Below are 18,555 nucleotides of genomic sequence, written 5' to 3' on the forward strand. Positions count from 1 at the left end.
TAACTTTATTTTAAGAAATATTTAAGAATAAACCACTTTTTGATTAACTAAATAGCCAAATAATTAAACTAAACTCTTAAATTAAATCGGACCATTATGAAAAAAGAATTCAATGAATTATTAAGGAAATGTTTCGTTTCGGGACTTTTTCTTATTCTTATGGGAATACAATATTCCCATGCTCAACAAACTATTACAGGTACTATAATTGACGAAAATAACCAGCCTATACCCGGGGCAAATATTGTAGTTAAAGGAACTACAAACGGAACGCAGTCAGATTTTGACGGTAATTTCAGTATAACCGCCTCTCCAAACGATGTTTTATCTATTTCATATTTAGGTTATGCTGCGGAAACTATTACAGTTGGTAGCCAATCTGCTATAACAATTTCATTACGGGAAGATGCTAGCCTGTTGGAAGAGGTTGTTGTTATAGGGTATGGTACTGCTAAAAAAAGTGATGTAACAGGGGCTGTCGCACAGGTAACGGCAAAATCTTTTGAGGATCAACCGCTTACTAGGGTTCAAGATGCACTACAGGGTAGAGCAGCAGGTGTTACCGTAGCTGGTTCGGGACAACCGGGTGCTCCAACAAAGGTAAGAATTAGAGGTGTAAATTCTATTACAGGTAATAATGACCCTTTGGTTGTTATCGACGGAGTTTTTGGTGGTGATTTAAGTACGATTAACCCAAACAACATTCAATCTATGGAGGTCTTAAAAGATGCTTCGGCACTTGCTATTTATGGATCAAGGGGTTCCAATGGTGTAATTTTGGTTACAACTAAAAAGGGATCTGGTAAAGCGAAAGTATCGATTGATCACTTTGTATCCTTTAGCACTGTAGAAAAAAGGTTAACAACATTAAGTTCTGCACAGTTCGCACAGCTCGAAAACGATGACTTTATAGCCGACCCGGTCAATGACCCTGCCGATGTGCCTTATTCTTCAGGACAAATTGCGGCTTTTGAGGCTAACCCGATTAAATATCAGGATTTACTATTTCAGACTGGAGTCACCAATAACACCCAACTATCAATATCCGGGGCTAGTGATAATGGCTTACGTTATTTTCTTTCAGGTAATTATATAGACCAAACAGGTACACAAATAACCTCAAAATATAATCGATACTCTTTTAGGTCAAACTTAAGTAAAGAATTCAACGATAGATTTAGTCTTGCAGCAAATATAACAGCTAGTAGAGAGATCACTAAGAATGATCAAGATGCTTTTAGCAGTGGAGATGGGAGCGGAATTTTAAGATCTATTACATGGGACCCAACAGCTCCAGTACGTGACGCTAATGGTGATTATATATTAAGATCGCCTAGAGAGGTTGCCAATAATAATTATAACCCGATCAGACGTTTAGAATTGAGTGATCACGAATTGACTTCCGATCGTTTAAATTTCACCTTAAATGGCAAGTACAAGTTTACCGATAATTTCAGCTATACTTTAATTGGAGCCGTATCAACCGTTCATGATAATACAGAATCGTATCGTGTGGAAGGTGATTTTGAAGCAACTGGATTTTTGAATATTGGTTATAGAAATTTCAGAAACACATCACATCAGATAAGTAACATTTTAAATTGGAATAAGGAATTCGGTAAAAATAGTTTGGATATTACTGGGGTTTATGAATTTCAAGGAGCTCGTGGGCTAACCAATGGCTACAATGTTTCAGATTTAAATGTACCAACACTTTATTTGGCAGATGAGAGTAATTCTGAAGACTTCTTCAACTCCGGTAATCAATCAGCTATTGAATCCTACTTGGGTCGTCTGCAATATAATTATGATGGATTTGTTTATTTAACAGGTTCTATGAGGGTGGATGAGTCTTCTAGGTTTTCCGATGGAAATAGAACTGGTTATTTCCCCTCTGGAGCCATAGCCTTGAACTTTGAGAATAAATCTTTCATACAGGATAGTGGTACTTTCTCCGCGTTAAAGCTTAGAGCAGGTTGGGGTAAAGTTGGTAATCAGAACATAAATGCCTCGGCTAGATTTTCACAGAACAGTGGTACTGGGCTTTATACTTTTGATGGCGTTACATCAAATACGGGCGAAATTCAGGTTCAAGAGGGCAACCCTGATTTAACCTGGGAGACCACAACACAAACCAATGTTGGATTAGATTTCGGTTTTTTTAATAACCGCTTATCAGGTTCTATTGATTGGTTTAATAAGGATACCGAAGACTTGTTGCTACAAACCATTATACCTGGCACATCTATTAGAAATTTTATCAATGCCGGTGAAGTTAACAATACGGGTATTGATCTTTCTTTATCAGCTGCTATCGTGCAAACAGATAATTTTAGTTGGGACGCTACATTCGCTCTTTCAAAGCTTAAAAATGAAGTAACGAGCTTGTATGATGATAATGAATTTATAGTAGGTAATGCCGCTGGTATTGGTGGAGGTGGTATTAGACTTAATGTAATTAAAGTTGGTGAGCCGTTAGGCACCTTCTGGGGGTACGAATATCAAGGAACCTGGAAAACCACAGATAACATTCCAGTAGATGGCGACGGTAACCCGTTATTCCAACCGGGTGATCAGAAATTCGCTTTAGATGAAAACAACGAATTAGAATTTAGAACAATAGGCAGTGGTCTTCCAGATGTAACTTTTGGATTCAACAATACCTTTAGATATAAGAATTGGGACTTGAATATGTTCTGGAACGGGTCATTCGGCTTTGAAGTTTACAATCAAGTAACTGGTACAATTACCGGAAATGGTGGTAATAGAAGTAACCTCTCTCCAACAGTTTATGATAGTTGGACTGAAGCGAACGAAACCGATATACCTAAAAGATTTACTGCAAATACATTAAATACTTCACGCTGGGTTGAAAAAGGTGATTTTGTAAGATTAAGTAATCTTAAACTAGGGTACACCTTTGATGATGATATTATAAAAGGGGTGAGTAACCTTCAATTATATATAAGTGCTTCAAACTTAATATTGATTACTGATTATAGCGGTTATGATCCAGAAGTATCCAGTCAGGTAAGAACATATACTGGTGAGACTGCTAATGCAGATGCCGGTGCGGGTATCGATGTGGGTGCAATGCCAAACCCTAGAACGGGGACTTTAGGTATAAAGTTGACATTTTAATAATTTAAGAATAGTAGTTATCTTATTTAAAAAAAATAAACATGAAAACAATAAATAATAAAGTAAGTGTAAAAAGGACATCGCTGTTTGCTTTGTGCTTTCTATGTGTCCTAGGCTTAGTTGTTCAAGGTTGTGCAGATTTGGATCCGGACTTAAGTGAGTTCGATACCCCACCTGAATCCTTCGCAAGTTTAGATGATATGGATAAAGGCATCGGTGGTGTATATAGCCAAGTTACATTGGCTGCGCGTATGACAACTTTTTATGCTCCGGCATGGGCTGGCGATGATATGACAACACACCGCGCTTTGAATAAAGCTGATTTTAGAGAGTTTGATCAAAGAACAGTTTTATCTTCTAATAATAGATTATTGCGTAATTGGAATGCAATCTACGATGCAGTAAATGCCATTAACGGTGTATTGGATCGCTCTCAAGGTTTAATTGGATTGGATAATATAGATCAAGAGGTATTGGAGCGCCAAATTGGGGAAGCTTATTTCTTAAGAGGTCTTTTGTTTTATCAGTTAGCACGAGTCCATGGTAGAATTCCATTACCATTGACGAAGTTTCCTGATCCTGATATTTCAAGATCTTCTCTAACCGAGGTGTACAGTCAAATTGAATTAGATTTTCAAGCTGCTGTTGAAAGATTACCTGATATGTACCCCGGAGTACTGTCTGGTGCACCTAGACCTAATAAAGGTTCGGCAAAGGCTTTTTTAGCACGATTGTATATGGATTGGGCTGGTTTTCCTAATAATGATACCAGTAAGTATGCTTTAGCAGCCAGTACCGCAAAGGATGTTATTGACAATGCCGGTTCTTATGGATTTGGTTTGGTTGATGATTTAGAAACATTATGGACAGTAGCTGGGCGTTTTAGTCCAGAGTCGTTATTTACGATAGTGTATTGTAAAGGTTGTCCGAACAATAGTCTTGCCAATAGAAAATTTTCGAGATTGGGCTTACCGGCCGATTTAGGGGGGTGGAACGAGACATTCGCGGAAATCAAGTTTTTCGAAGATTTTCCTGAAGGACCAAGAAAAGAAGCTACCTATAGAACAGATTTGGATTGGACACAATTTGACGCGCAGAAAAGCCCGGTTTTCAAAAAGATCACAGGACCTGAAGGAGATTTAAATCCTGGCGATTTCTTAACCATAAGAAACGACTTTTTAATGCGCTACGCTGAGATTTTATTGATTTACGCAGAAGCATCTGGACTTTCAGGCAATGTAACCCCAGAAGCTTGGGAGGCTATGAATAAAATTAGACGTAGAGCTGCGGGCTTACCTTATGCAACTCCAGATCCTAGTGTAGACCTTTCTACAGGGGATATTGCCGATTTGGCATTTACGGAAAGTAAATGGGAATTTGCCGGGGAATATAAGAGATGGTTCGACTTAATGCGAAGAGAAAAGGTAGCAGAAGTACTTAGTGATAGAGACAACGTTAGTGGTGCTATCCCTGAACACAATCCTATAATAGGAAGTCTTGAAACAAGTACATATTTGGCGCCTATTCCGGCTGATGCAGTTGCAAGAAATCCAAATTTGGCGAATTAAAAAATTGAGTTAGTTGGTTTTTTTAAAGCGGTAAGATTTTTAAAATCTTACCGCTTTTACTGTTGTAATAGTGAATCAGCAATCATCTTTTGGACTATTCTAAAGTTGCAATTAACTAGTTCATAACCTTTCTAACAATTAGTATTGGCCGCAATTTTCTACTGCAGACTTACACACTTTTCATATATAGTTTTACAGCTGTTACTTTAATTGACGAACCGTAAAAACTAGGGAATATATTGGTTATAGAAATTAGGGATTTAAGCAAAATCACGCAAGATACTTCTACTCTTTTATTACAATCCCATTGATTTAACTCATTAACATAAAATTTAGATATAATATTTCCCAGATATGTGATTACATATGATAAAAAGATGAAATAAAGATAAGATAGTTTTATCTCTTTTTGATAAAAAGCTGTCTAGTCTTTGATATGAATAATGGAAGATAAAAATGAAAAGGAGAGTTGTTTCAATTGTCCGAATTTCTCAAGAATCAACTGGTTAACTATCTATTTATAAAATTTTATTGGTATATAGTAATGTGTTTAAATATTTGATAATTAAGAATTTGTAAATGGTAAAAGGATAATTTTATAGATTGTAATTATAATTTTTTTACAGTATAAAATTTTAAAATTGACTTGTAACATTACAGGTTTTGTCTAGTTTTTGTCTAGGTAATTTGCAATAATCTACAATGAATTATTCATAATATTACACTCTCAATATTAAGACATCTTTAATTTTTATTATAAAAAATTACGAACTTCCTTTTAAGAAATATTTAAGAAAATTTCAAGTCTCTACATTTTTTAATAACCAATTTTAAACATAAACTATTTAAACTTAAACACACAATTATGAAAGAACACATTAAAAAATTATTTAGAAAAAGTTGCCTTTTGGCACTCTTTCTTACAACAATGGGTATGCAGGGGTTGTATGCTCAAAAAACCGTAACAGGAACGGTTTTGGATGAGGTCAATCAACCCATTCCTGGGGCTAACGTTGTAGTCCAAGGAACAAGTAATGGTGTTGTAACGGATTTTGATGGTAACTTTAGCATCGAAGCTTCAGGTGAAAATACACTAAGCATATCTTATATAGGTTATGCTACGCAAACTGTAACTGTAGGGGATAAAACCACTATTACGGTTACAATGGAACCTGATGTACAACAGTTAGAAGATGTTGTTGTTATTGGATATGGTACGGTAAAAAAATCAGATGTAACGGGATCTGTATCACGTATAGATTCTAAATCTTTTGAAGATCAACCCTTAACAAGGGTGGAAGAAGCTTTACAAGGTAGAGCGGCAGGTGTTACGGTAGCAAAAGCGGGTGGTCAACCTGGCGGTGCGGTTAAGGTTCGTATTAGAGGTGTGAACTCAGTAACTGGAAATAACAGTCCATTAGTTGTAGTTGATGGTGTATTGGGTGGAGATCTGAGTACGATTAACCCAAATGATATTGCTGCTATGGATGTTCTAAAGGATGCATCTGCAACAGCTATTTACGGAGTTAGAGGGTCAAACGGGGTTATAATCATAACCACAAAGAAAGGATCGGGAAAGGGTAAAATAAATGTTGACTATTTTACCACAGTATCATCAAGTCCTAACTCAGTACCAAGATTATCTGCTTCCGATTTTGCAACTATTGAAAACCTAAGAAGAACAAACTCTGGTGGAGCAGCGGTCTACACTCCTGCTCAAATAGCAGCGCTAGAGGCAAGTGGAGGTACGGATTACGAGCAAGCGATATTAAGAACTGGTTTTAGCGAAAATTTGGCTATTTCGGCAAGCGGTTCCGAAGGTAAAATCAGATACTATTTATCCGGTAATTATAGAGATGAAGAGGGGGTTGTAATTAATACTGGCTACCAACAAATATCTGCAAGAGCTAATATAGATGCTCAAATAAATGATAAGTTTAAGATTGGTTTCAACTTGTACGGAAGTACAAGCGAGAACCAAAACAATACAGATAGATTTGGTAATGGTCAAGGAAGCTTTATTTATAAGGCTTTAACATGGGATCCAACAACGCCAATTTTCAATTCCAATGGAGAATATAATATTAGGTCTGCAGTTGCATCTTTAAACGATAACCCTGTTCGTACACTTAATGAAACAGATATTAAAGATATTGAAGAAAGATTGAATGCCACCGTAAATGCGACGTATAGCTTTACAGATAATTTCAGTTACTCCCTTATTATGGGGTCACAGACTTCTAATTTGAACATTGAACGTTATGCTGTGGAAGTTGGGGATGATCAACTGCCTCATACGTCTTTTGCAAACAATAAAAATGTGAGCTATCAGATAAGTAATATTCTTACATGGCAGAAAATTTTTAAGGAAAAGCACAATATAAAGTTAACGGGGGTTCAAGAATATTCAAATTCTAAATTCCGAGGAAATGGATGGAATTCCAATGATTTGTCCTTAAATGGCAGAGGGTTTTATTTTGCAGAGCTAGCTCCAAATTCAGGACAAACTGTGAATAATGATTTTAATGAGAGAGAGTTGTCTTCGTTTATGTTGCGCGCTGAATATATTTTCAATGACAATTTGTTTTTAACGGCAACGGGGAGGTATGATGCAAGTTCTGTTTTTAGAGAAAAAGAAAGATGGGGTATTTTTCCTTCCGTAGCTTTAGCGTATAATATGACAGATTTAATAGATCAGTCTGGAGACACAAGTTTAAAACTTAGAGCGGGTTGGGGACAAGTAGGTAATCAAAACATTGGTCCGTATTCAACTTTTAGCACATTGGGCTTTAACAGTTATGCAGCAGATGGGTCAGCGGCAACCACTGGTACTTTCATCAACAGAATAGGAAACCCTTTCGCAACATGGGAAACAACCACACAAGGAAATGTTGGTATTGATTTTGGATTTGCACAAGGTCGTGGTAGTATTAGTCTTGATGGTTATAAAAAGGTAACTGAAGACTTGTTGTTAGATGCTGCTATTCCGGATTATGATGGGGGAGAGCTTGGAGATAGAACAATTGTTAAAAATGTGGGTGAAGTTGAAAATGTAGGTGTTGATCTTACTATTGGCTATGACATTATCAATACGGAGAACTTAAACTGGAATGCCAACTTATCATTGTCTTATGTTAAAAATGAAGTAACTCAATTAAATGATGGCCTAACCGAAATTTTAGGTCAGTTTCAAGCTCCTGGTGGCCAAGGAAATATTCTTAACTTTATTGAGGTAGGTGAACCATTAGGCCAGTTTAGAGGAGCCACTTTCTTAGGAACTTGGAAAACTACAGATAATATTCCAACAAATGATGAGGGAACACCAATAGCAAAACCAGGAGAGGCTAGATATCTTCTTGATGACAATAATGAAATTCTATACGGGGCTATAGGAAATGGTACGCCAACAACGACATGGGGGTTCAATAATTCAATAAATTATAAGAATTGGGATATAAATATCTTCTTGCAAGGAGTACACGGTTTTGATGTTTATAATATTCAACAAGCAGCAATTGTTGGTGGAGCAGGAGATTCAAGAAGTTTTCTTTCTCCGGATCAAGTTAACCAGTGGACACCAACCAATGAAACAGATATACCGGCTTTCGCAGGTTTGTATGAGTCTAGCCGTTATGTAGAAAAAGGTGATTTTATTAGATTGAGCAACCTAACTATTGGGTATACCATAAAAGATATTAAAGGTTTAGGAGACACTACCATTAAGCTTTATGGCGGTGGTCAGAATTTATTTTTAATTACAGATTACTCTGGTTATGATCCAGAAGGAACTTCTAGAAGAAGTGCTCAAGGTAATGAAGATGTTGCTTCAGGTATAAATATAGGAGCGTATCCAAACCCTAGAACATACACCTTGGGGGTTAAAATCGGATTTTAATTAAAAATTGCAAATCGAAATAATAAAAAAATGAAAATATATATTAGAAATAAATCGGTAAAGACGCTAGTGGCAATTTGTGCCATGGCGGTCTGCGCAATGACTTTTCATAGTTGCGAACAATTTGAGCTGGATGAAGTTCCGGGTAGAGCAAACTTGGCTGTGGAGCCATACAATAGCATAGATGAGCTAGAACTTGCTGTGAACGGAATTTTCGGAAAGTTGAATAAAGCAGCTTGGATGACTACATTCTACGTAAATGGTTGGGCTGGTGATGATATGACTACCCATAGAGAAAGTAACAAGGCAGATTTTAGGGAGTACGACCAAAGAAATGTTGCCGCTACCAATGGTAGGTCTGCTACAAACTGGGCAGGTGTTTATGCCATGGTAAAAGCAGCAAATACGGTTATTATCAATTCGGAAGGAGTTGATTTTCCATCTGCTGCTGCTCGTCAGAAAGAATTGTTAGGACAAACCTATTTTCTAAGGGGGTTAATGTTTTATCATCTGGCTCGTGTTCATGGTAGAATTGTACTTCCATTAGATTTAGAGATTGATTTTGAAAGAGAATTAGCGACTCAAGAAGAAGTTTATCAGCAGATTGAAAGTGATATGTTAACTGCAGAAACTATGCTTCCTGCAAAAACAAATGTAGGGGCTTCTGACCCTAATTCAGGTTCGGCACGAGCAATTCTTGCCAGATTATATTTGGATTGGGCGGGTTACCCTGTTAAAGATGCGTCTAAATATGCTATGGCCGCCGCAAGTGCAAAACAAGTAATGAACAATGCGGGTACACATGGTTTTGCCTTGGTCCCTGATATGGCTACCCTATATACTGTTGAGGGAAGATTTAATACGGAATCTATTTTTACAATAGCATATTGTGCCTCTTGTGGACTTCCTAATCGTAAAAATGGAAAACTAGGTTTACCTAGTGATTATACGACTCAAGGATGGCAAGAGACTTTTGCAGAAATCAGATATTTTGAAGATATGCCTGAAGGCCCTAGAAAAGATGCCACATATCATACAGAAATTCCTTTGGATGGTCCTTTACCTGGACCTGCTGACCCAGACCAGAAGTCACGAGCTACATCTGATGTGGCAGAAGCAGTTAGCTTTTTACCATGGACAAGTTTTGTTGATCAAGCTCAACCGGTTTTCAGAAAAATTGTTGGTCCTTTTGAAGAAGGAACCTTCAGTGGTTTCCAAAGTGATCGAAATGATTACTACATGAGATATGCAGAACTACTTCTAATATATGCTGAAGCTTCTGGTGAAGCGGGAACTGCTGGGGCTGATGCATGGCAAGCGCTTAACGATGTACGTAATAGAGCTGGCCTTGCTGATGTAAGCGCTGCCGATGGAACCATCCAGGATTTAGCATATCTAGAGAGAAAATGGGAATTGGCAGGTGAGTATTTAAGATATAATGATTTGGTGCGGAAGGAGCAAGTTGAAGCTGCACTTGGCGGTACGGCAAGAGACCCAAGAGTTTCAATCAATACATTGACCGATCAGCCAATAACGAAAGAAACAAATGCAATAATAGGATCTACGGCACCTTCAAATTATTTTGCACCCAGACCACAGCCAGAGGTAGATAGAAATCCAAATTTGGCAAACTAAGAAGTTGAGTTAGTTTTAAGCATGACGGTAAGGTTTCTTTGTAAACCTTGCCGTTTTTTCTGGAATATGCATTACTACTTGATAACTATATTGACCTATTTGTACAGGTCTTACGCTAAAAATCTTTGTATTTTTAGGATGTCTATTCATTTTTTTATCATATATAGGTAACTTATGAGATATTATCTTACTGCTTTTGCCTTGTCTTTTCTATTTATTGTAAGTTCATGTAATAAATCTAAAAATGACAATAAAGTAAATCAATCATCCGAAGAAAAATCACCTAAACTCTTCAGTGAAGTTTCATCTGATCTTTCGGGAATTGATTTTGTAAACACCTTAGAAGAATCGTTAGAGTCTAATTATTATCAATATATGTACACGTATATTGGTGGAGGTGTAGCTGTTGGGGATTTGAACGATGATGGTTTTGATGATATTTATTTCACCTCCAATTCATCCGAGGATAAATTATACCTCAATACGGGAAACCTTCATTTTAAAGACATTACTAAAGCCGCCGGTATAGAGCAGCGACCTGGTTTTAACACAGGCGTCACCGTGGCCGATGTAAATGGAGATGGATTTTTGGATATCTATGTGTCAAGAGGAGGTTGGCAAGATGAGGATGGGAAATTCAAAAATTTACTATATATAAACAATGGTCCCATAGGAGAAGCTGGAGTAAGCTTTACGGAACGTGCAGAAGAAATGGGCCTTGCTGATCCCAACAGAACAATTCAGGCTACCTTTTTTGACTATGATAAAGACAATGATTTGGACGTGTATGTTTCAAACACACCGGATATCACCAGCAGATCGGAAATAATAGATTTGAACAAAACTCAAAAAGACCCTAAAAGTGAAAAGTTAAAAGGGAGTGATAAATTATATGAGAATGATGGCACTGGTCATTTTACGGATGTATCCCAAAAAGCAGGATTACTTTATGATATAGGCTTTGGGCTTAATCCGCAAGTTGGAGATTTGAATAACGACGGTTGGGATGATATCTATATCTGTAATGATTTCAACGTCCCGGATTTGGCCTATGTGAATAATGGCGATGGTACCTTTACAGAATCTTGGGACAAGCTTTTTAAGCACATGTCATTCAATAGTATGGGTAGTGATATGGCGGATATTGATAATGATGGCCTTCTGGATTTAATGACTTTGGACATGAATCCGCAAGATTATGTGCGGTCTAAAACCACTATGGCCATGACTTCCATAGCAGATTTTGAAAGCATGGTAGAGAAAGGGTATCACCATCAATACATGCACAACATGCTCCAGACTAATAATGGTAACGGAACTTTTAGTGAAATTGGGAATATGGCAGGTATAGCCAATACGGACTGGAGTTGGTCTTTACTTTCTGCAGATTTTGATTTGGATGGTTTTAATGATGTTTACGTTACGAATGGTGTGTATAGGGATGTAATTGATCGCGATAAGAATAATGAAATTCTTGAGATACTAAGAGAGAATAAGAGGAAGCCTACAGCCGAAGATTTTCTAAAGTTTGCACAGATGCTTCCACAGCAAAAACTAAAAAATTTCTTTTATAGAAATAATGGGGATTTAACTTTTGAGGACATGAGTGACTCATGGGTAGATGGTGAGCCTTCTTTTTCAAACGGAGCTGCGTATGGCGATTTTGATAATGATGGCGATTTGGATATCGTGGTGAATAATATAAATGACAAGGCCACTTTTCTAGAAAATAAAGCTATTGACAACCAGCGTAAATACTATTTAGAGCTGGATTTAATTGCTGCCGGAAAAAATACTTTTGGAGTAGGCGCAACAGTGAATTTGTACTTTGATGATGGTACAAAACAAACGCGCCAGGTAACACCAACTAGAGGCTTTTTGTCTTCAGTTCCAAATTCCCTTTATTTCGGTTTGGGAAAACATTTGTCCGTAAAACGGATGGAAATTATTTGGCCCGATGGAAAAATCCAGGAATTGGAAGATGTAGATGCCAATCAATCTTTACAATTAAATTATCGCTTTGCGGAAACCAAAGTAAAAGAAGAGAACAAGGCAGATTTACTTTTTACTAAAGTCGCTTTTGACAACCGTCACTCAGACCCTTACTTTAATGATTTTGATTTACAGATTCTACTGCCTCATAAGTTGTCACAGTTAGGGCCTTCCTTGGCAAAAGCCGATATTAATGGAGACGGGAAAGAAGATGTGTTTATAGGGGGAGGAAAAGACCAACCTGGACAATTATTAATTAGTCAGTCAAATACATTTAAAAAGATGAGCTCTTCTGTTCTGGTAGAAGATAAATCTTATGAAGATGTTGGGGCTGTCTTTTTTGATGCGGATGATGACGGAGATAATGACCTTTACGTAGTAAGCGGAAGCTATGAATTTAAGGATAACCCAAGAATGTTGGTAGATAGGTTATATCTAAACGATGGTAAGGGAAATTTTAAAAAAGCCGAAAATGCTATTCCAGAAGTAGGTATTTCAGGTTCAGTAGTAGTGCCAGCGGACTATGATGGTGATGGTGACATAGATTTATTTATTGGCGGAAGACTAATTACCGGTAAATATCCACATCCAGCAAGTAGTTTACTGCTAGTGAATGATGCAGGTAAATTTACTATCCAAAATGATAATTTAGCTCCCGAACTTGGAGGGTTGGGATTAGTAACCGATGCCAAATGGGTAGACATGAATAATGACCAAAAAGTGGATTTGGTTGTAACCGGGGAGTGGATGGGTATTTTGGTTTTTCTAAATAAAAACAATAAACTAGTACGTAGTGATTCATATCCGGAATTAGCAAATGCGGTAGGTTGGTGGAATGAACTTTTAATTGAAGACATAGATGGCGATGGTGATAAGGATATTATTGCTGGGAACATGGGGCTGAACTCTAAATTCCATGCTTCCTATGAGAAACCTTTTGACATATATACGTCAGATTTTGATATGAACGGGTCAGAAGATGTTATTCTCGCAAAAGAGTACCATGGCAAACAAGTACCCGTCAGGGGTAAAAGTTGTATGACTCAGCAATTACCGCATCTGGCACAAACTATACCAACATATACTGATTTTGCCAGCAAGGATTTAAAAGGTATTGTTGGCGAAGGACTTCAAACGGCACTTCATTACAAAGCAACAGAATTTAGGTCAGGAATATTTTTGAACAATGGTGATAAATTCAATTTTCAACCTTTTGAAAATAGAGTTCAAATTGCACCGATTAATAGTGTGCTATACCAAGATTTTGATGGGGATGGTTTTAGGGATTTGGTATTAGCGGGCAACAACTATCAGTCTGAGGTTGAGACCACACGTTCGGATGCTGGTATTGGTAATTTCCTTAAAGGAAATGGTAAAGGGGGTTTTGAGTCGATTTCTAGTTTGCAATCGGGTTTTTTTGCGGATAAAGATGTTAGAGATATGATTACGTTAAATACAAAATCGGGAAGCTTTATACTGGTTGTCAATAATAATGATGAACATGATTTATTTAAAATAAAAACAACTACCAATTAAAGAATGAAATTTCCAATGAGAAATATATTACTTTTTGGATTTGTTTTTTTGCTTTGTACGGCAATGAGCCAGTTAAGTGCGCAGCAAAACTCCGAAAACCAACACGATTCTTTAGCTAAACTATTCTTTAAAGAAACTAAAGAATTAAGGCGAGATAACCCGGATAGTGCTCTAGTTCTTTTACAGCGTAAACATGAGGAATTTTTAAAAAAAGGAGATACGGTAAATGCGGTTAAAGCCTTGCTGGAGATGCCGTACATTTATGGACAACACGTAGATTACAACAAATCTTATGACACGCTTTGGTTTGCATTATTTTTGGCAGACAAGGCTAATAATGATGAGCTAAAAGCCTCTGTGTACAATTGGTTGGGAAGATTGTATAGTTTTTTTAAGCGGAAGGACGAAGCCTTAAAATATTTGCAGACCTCTCTTGAGATTAATCGCAAATTAGTGGAAAAAGGTCAGTTGCAAAAAGCTGATTTAGTACGAAACTATTACCTACTGAGTGCAACACATAGAGTGCTGAATCAGCCAGAAATAGCAAAAATTTATCTAGATAGTTGTTTCCTTAATTATGCTCCTACCAATGGTCAATTACCCATGGCTTATCTTCATTTTGAAAAAGCGTTTCAATTATCGGTAAATGAAAAAGACGAAGAAGCATTACAATTATTAGAGGAATTAGAGCCTTGGTTTATAGAGCAAAGACCCTCCTATTTAGTTTTGGTCTATTCCGATATGGGTGACGTATATGCAAATTTATCCAACTATAAACAGAGTAAAACCTACTATAAAAAAGCTCTAGATATATCAAGAAAATATAATAGCCATGTTGATTTTTCTTCATTAGTCCATGAAAAATTAGCCAATCTATTTGAAGCCCATGGCGAGTTTGAGAAAGCTTTTGAAAATCAAAAAAAAGCAAAAGAGATCGACGCACAATTTTTTGATAGTAGAACAGCACTAAATCAAAGTCTGTTAGAGATCAAAGACGAATTTAGAATTGAAAAAGAAAATCAAGAACGGCTAGTTCGGAAACAGCGCTTGGAAAAATTAGAGCAGGCAGATGAAATCTATTTCCTTCAACGTATTATTTTGCTTGGCTCCCTTATTTTTCTGATACTCATAGGAATTGGTTTTTTTCAATACATACGGGCCAAACATCTAGCGGAAAAACAACTTTTGAATAAGAACAAGCAATTGGAAATTAAAAAGGGAAAAGAACTTTTAGCATTAAAAAATAAAGAGTTAGCGGTTACTGCTTTGCAAATGGTTGAAAAAGATGAATTTTTAAAGGATATTGCAGACAGGTTAAAAGAGTTGGAAAGCACCACAGAAAAACCGGAAATAAAGCAAGTGCTCAAATCTATTTCTCATAATAGATCCGATAATTGGAAGGAGTTTAGGCTTCGGTTTACAGCAGTAAATGAAACTTTTTATCATAAGATTACCACCATGTATCCAAAACTCAGCCAAGCTGATCAGAAAATATGCGCTCTGATAAAATTAAATTTTTCCAGTAAGGAGATGTCCAGGCTCCTTGGTATTTCTGTAGAATCTGTTCATACAACGAGGTATAGAGTACGAAAAAAGATGAAATTAGATAGAGGTGTAAATTTGGAGGAATATATTTCATCGCTCTAGCAATTAGCTAATTGTAAGTCAAATTGAAAGAACTACTTACAATTTTAGGAAAAACACTAGTAAAGGTGTTAAATTGCGGCAATATTCTGTGTAATGAAGAAAGAGAAGGTAGAGTTAAAATCAACTTATAATGTCCCAAATTTAGAAAGAGGACTATCTATTATTGAGCTATTGGCCACTCAGCCAAAAGGCCTTACTCTGGCAGAAATTATTGAAAAACTGTCCATTGCAAAGTCAAGCGCTTTTCGTATTGTCAGTACTTTGATATTTAAAAATTATCTTCAAAAGAACGAGACCACAAAAAAAATAACCCTTTCTAGAAAGATGTTAACGCTAGGCATTTCTTCTATGAACGAACAAAGTTTGGTAGAGCATTCTATAGATGTAATGCGTGCTGTACGAGACGAGCTTAAAGAATCCGTTATGCTTGGTGTGCTATTAGGCTCTACAGGAACTATTTTGGAACAAGTACCATCTTCATATCCCGTAAAACTTTTTGTTGAACCAGGTACTCAGTTTGATCTTCACAGCTCTGTTGGGGGTAAATGTATATTGGCCAATATTCCTAGTGAAGAAGCAGATGAAGCCTTAAGAGGCAAAACACTGACCAAGTATACGGAGAATACCATCACTTCTAAAAAGGAGTTTAAGGTAATGTTAAAAGAAGTCAAAAGTAAAGGCTATGCTATTGATAATAGCGAAGATATTCAGGGAATTAATTGCGTAGGGGCACCAATTTTTAATGAACACGGTTACCCCGTTGCAGCACTTTGGATTACGGCCCCTTATGGTAGATTACCAGCTTCTCAATTTGAGACTAAAGGGAAGATTATTCAGAAATATGCTATGAAAATTTCTGCAAAATTAGGGTACCTGACCCAATCGGTATAGTCATTTCATCAATTTTACAAAGTAAGTTCACTCACCCAAAGGCGTAAGTGAACTAGTTTATCATGGCCGTATTTACGTCATGAAACCGCCTATTTTAATAGGTCTACGTCCATATGAGCTCTTTTACTGGTTTGTAGGCGAAATCTCCATTTTGATTTTTTTAAGGGTGCTTGTGAAAGAAATCTTAAAAAAACACATATAAATAATATCGATATATCAATTTTTTATATATTTTTGGTTCAAATAAGAAACTAGTTTCATATTTGAATAAAAAGAACACCTTATGGAAGCAACTATTTTTAAAGAAGAGAATGCTCTTGGTACTGCGCAAAATGGCGTAGGAGTGTTTGAAAATGGAGAACTACGTATAAAAGTTGATTTTATTGATAATGGCGGAACCGATGTTTCAGTTTATAATGAAGTCTTTAGCAAAGGATTAAATATGCCCGCTATTCTATTAGGGGCGTTAAATTCATTAGGATTGAAAATTAAAGTTTTAGAAACGGAGACGGATAATAGCTTGACCAACCGTTTCAAAATTTTTAAAGACCAAGCCGAAAATAAAATGGTTTTAAAGAACGCCACGAAGAGAAAAATTTTATTTGAAAAAAAGGTTACGGAATTTTCATCACTGCATGCAAGAGATAAGGATTTTTTAAATAGAATAACTATGTACATGGAGGAAAACATGTCTGATGATACGTACTGGGTTGATGATCTTTCTTTTGATATGAATACCAGTAGATCTACCTTTTTTAGAAAATTAAAAAAGCTTACAGGACATGCTCCAAAAGATTACATGAGAAATATACGGTTACTTAGAGCGGGTGAATTGCTGGAAAAAGGGCAACTGCGCATAGCAGAGGTTAGTTATCAAGTAGGCTTTAGTGACCCTAATTATTTTAGCAAATGTTTCAGAAGGTTTTATGGTACCTCGCCATCTGATTACAGTGTGTTGAGTAGTGCTAGTTAGTAGAGAAAATATGTATATTTAATTTTAGATCAAGTAACTGATAATCATGAACAAATACTCACAATTTTTAATTCTCGCTGCGGTCCTGGTTTCGGCCTGTAACTCTCCCAAAACTACTAATGAAATGAAATCTACTTCAGATAATGATGAGAAGGTGACATTTACCCCAGAACAAATTGATCACCTTGGTATAACCGATACGAATCATTTAAGTGCTGCATCAAAAAGAGCATTGAAATGGCCAACGGATTTAGGTAATGAATGGTTTATTCAGTTTAATGAACTAGAACCTTTAAAGGGTGATTTGGCATATGAAGAAGGAGTTGTTCGTCGTGATCCCAGTGCAATTATCAAAGAGAATGGAAAGTACTATGTATGGTATACAAGAAGTACTGGCCCCACTCAAGGGTTTGGAGGAGATATAGAAACCGAAAAGGTATTTCCTTGGGACCGTTGTGATATTTGGTATGCTACTTCAGAAGATGGCTGGACGTGGAAAGAAGAAGGACCAGCTGTTACTCGTGGTGAGAAAGGTGCCTATGATGATCGTTCTGTTTTTACGGTTGAAATCATGAAATGGGAAGACAAATACTACCTGTGCTACCAAACTGTAAAATCTCCATATAACGTTCGTGTAAAAAATCAGGTTGGTTTAGCTTGGGCTGACTCTCCCAACGGACCTTGGACGAAGAGTGAAGAGCCAATTTTGAGTCCTGCGGACAATGGAATATGGAAGGGCGAAGAACAAAACCGTCACTTAGTTGAAAAGAAAGGCGACTTTGATAGTCATAAAGTACACGATCCTTGTATTCTTCCTTATAAGGGTAAGTTTTACTTGTACTACAAAGGGGAGCAAATGGGTGAGGAAATTACTTTTGGAGGCAGACAGATTCGTCATGGTGTTGCCATTGCGGACAATCCTAAAGGACCTTATGTGAAATCGCCTTATAACCCAATAAGTAATAGTGGTCATGAGATTTGTGTTTGGCCTTACGATGGCGGTATAGCCGCTTTAATTACTACAGATGGTCCTGAGAAAAATACGATTCAATGGGCTCCGGATGGTATCAATTTCGAAATTAAGTCGGTTATTCCGGGAGTTAATGCCCACGCCATTGGTTTAAATAGAACAGCGGATGCAGAAAAGGAACCAACAGAAATTTTAAGATGGGGCTTGACACACGTTTACAACAGTGGGGATTACCAAAGTATTATGAGATTTACTTCTCAGCGAAAAACATCACACACCGCAAAAGGTGAAAAAAAATAATAGAGAA

General features: G+C 36.8%; 9 protein-coding genes. All 9 read left to right on the plus strand.

Annotated elements, in window-relative coordinates; genetic code table 11:
* The first annotated feature begins 96 nt into the window (after positions 1–96).
* The 9 genes from KO521_RS05730 (at position 97) to KO521_RS05770 (ending at position 18,548) form a co-directional block, all read left to right on the plus strand.
* Positions 97–3,141 (plus strand): SusC/RagA family TonB-linked outer membrane protein, encoded by a 3,045-nt coding sequence (locus KO521_RS05730; RefSeq protein WP_215938949.1) that lies wholly within the window; start codon positions 97–99, stop codon positions 3,139–3,141.
* Positions 3,142–3,182: 41 nt separating this feature from the next.
* Entirely contained in the window at positions 3,183–4,709 is a 1,527-nt protein-coding gene (locus tag KO521_RS05735; protein ID WP_215938950.1) for a RagB/SusD family nutrient uptake outer membrane protein, read from the plus strand.
* Between the two features lie 865 nt (positions 4,710–5,574).
* A complete protein-coding gene (locus KO521_RS05740) occupies positions 5,575–8,604 on the plus strand; it encodes a SusC/RagA family TonB-linked outer membrane protein (RefSeq protein WP_215938951.1) in 3,030 nt (1,009 codons plus the stop codon).
* Positions 8,605–8,634: 30 nt separating this feature from the next.
* Positions 8,635–10,239 carry a RagB/SusD family nutrient uptake outer membrane protein gene (locus KO521_RS05745; RefSeq protein ID WP_215938952.1) on the plus strand — a complete coding sequence of 535 codons (1,605 nt, stop codon included), beginning with the start codon at positions 8,635–8,637 and terminating at the stop codon, positions 10,237–10,239.
* A 174-nt stretch (positions 10,240–10,413) separates the two neighbouring features.
* The gene (locus KO521_RS05750; protein ID WP_215938953.1) at positions 10,414–13,767 is read left to right on the plus strand and encodes a VCBS repeat-containing protein; all 3,354 of its coding nucleotides are present in this window, start codon (positions 10,414–10,416) and stop codon (positions 13,765–13,767) included.
* 15 nt (positions 13,768–13,782) lie between these two features.
* Positions 13,783–15,414 carry a tetratricopeptide repeat protein gene (locus KO521_RS05755; RefSeq protein ID WP_215938954.1) on the plus strand — a complete coding sequence of 544 codons (1,632 nt, stop codon included), beginning with the start codon at positions 13,783–13,785 and terminating at the stop codon, positions 15,412–15,414.
* Between the two features lie 93 nt (positions 15,415–15,507).
* Entirely contained in the window at positions 15,508–16,305 is a 798-nt protein-coding gene (locus tag KO521_RS05760) for an IclR family transcriptional regulator (RefSeq protein ID WP_194535374.1), read from the plus strand.
* Between the two features lie 283 nt (positions 16,306–16,588).
* Positions 16,589–17,278, plus strand: coding sequence for a helix-turn-helix domain-containing protein (locus tag KO521_RS05765; RefSeq protein ID WP_194535373.1), 690 nt, complete (start codon positions 16,589–16,591; stop codon positions 17,276–17,278).
* Between the two features lie 124 nt (positions 17,279–17,402).
* Complete coding sequence (locus KO521_RS05770; RefSeq protein WP_252729874.1) at positions 17,403–18,548, plus strand: glycoside hydrolase family 117 protein; 1,146 nt, start codon at positions 17,403–17,405, stop codon at positions 18,546–18,548.
* Positions 18,549–18,555 lie beyond the last annotated feature (7 nt).

Source organism: Zobellia uliginosa (assembly GCF_018860745.1).
Classification (GTDB): domain Bacteria; phylum Bacteroidota; class Bacteroidia; order Flavobacteriales; family Flavobacteriaceae; genus Zobellia; species Zobellia uliginosa_B.

Bases quoted from the DNA above. Each gene is read 5' to 3' on its own strand.
- KO521_RS05730 (WP_215938949.1), top strand. From the start codon at position 97: ATGAAAAAAGAATTCAATGAATTATTAAGGAAATGTTTCGTTTCGGGA.
- KO521_RS05740 (WP_215938951.1), top strand. From the start codon at position 5,575: ATGAAAGAACACATTAAAAAATTATTTAGAAAAAGTTGCCTTTTGGCA.
- KO521_RS05760 (WP_194535374.1), top strand. From the start codon at position 15,508: ATGAAGAAAGAGAAGGTAGAGTTAAAATCAACTTATAATGTCCCAAAT.
- KO521_RS05755 (WP_215938954.1), top strand. From the start codon at position 13,783: ATGAGAAATATATTACTTTTTGGATTTGTTTTTTTGCTTTGTACGGCA.
- KO521_RS05765 (WP_194535373.1), top strand. From the start codon at position 16,589: ATGGAAGCAACTATTTTTAAAGAAGAGAATGCTCTTGGTACTGCGCAA.
- KO521_RS05735 (WP_215938950.1), top strand. From the start codon at position 3,183: ATGAAAACAATAAATAATAAAGTAAGTGTAAAAAGGACATCGCTGTTT.
- KO521_RS05745 (WP_215938952.1), top strand. From the start codon at position 8,635: ATGAAAATATATATTAGAAATAAATCGGTAAAGACGCTAGTGGCAATT.
- KO521_RS05770 (WP_252729874.1), top strand. From the start codon at position 17,403: ATGAAATCTACTTCAGATAATGATGAGAAGGTGACATTTACCCCAGAA.
- KO521_RS05750 (WP_215938953.1), top strand. From the start codon at position 10,414: ATGAGATATTATCTTACTGCTTTTGCCTTGTCTTTTCTATTTATTGTA.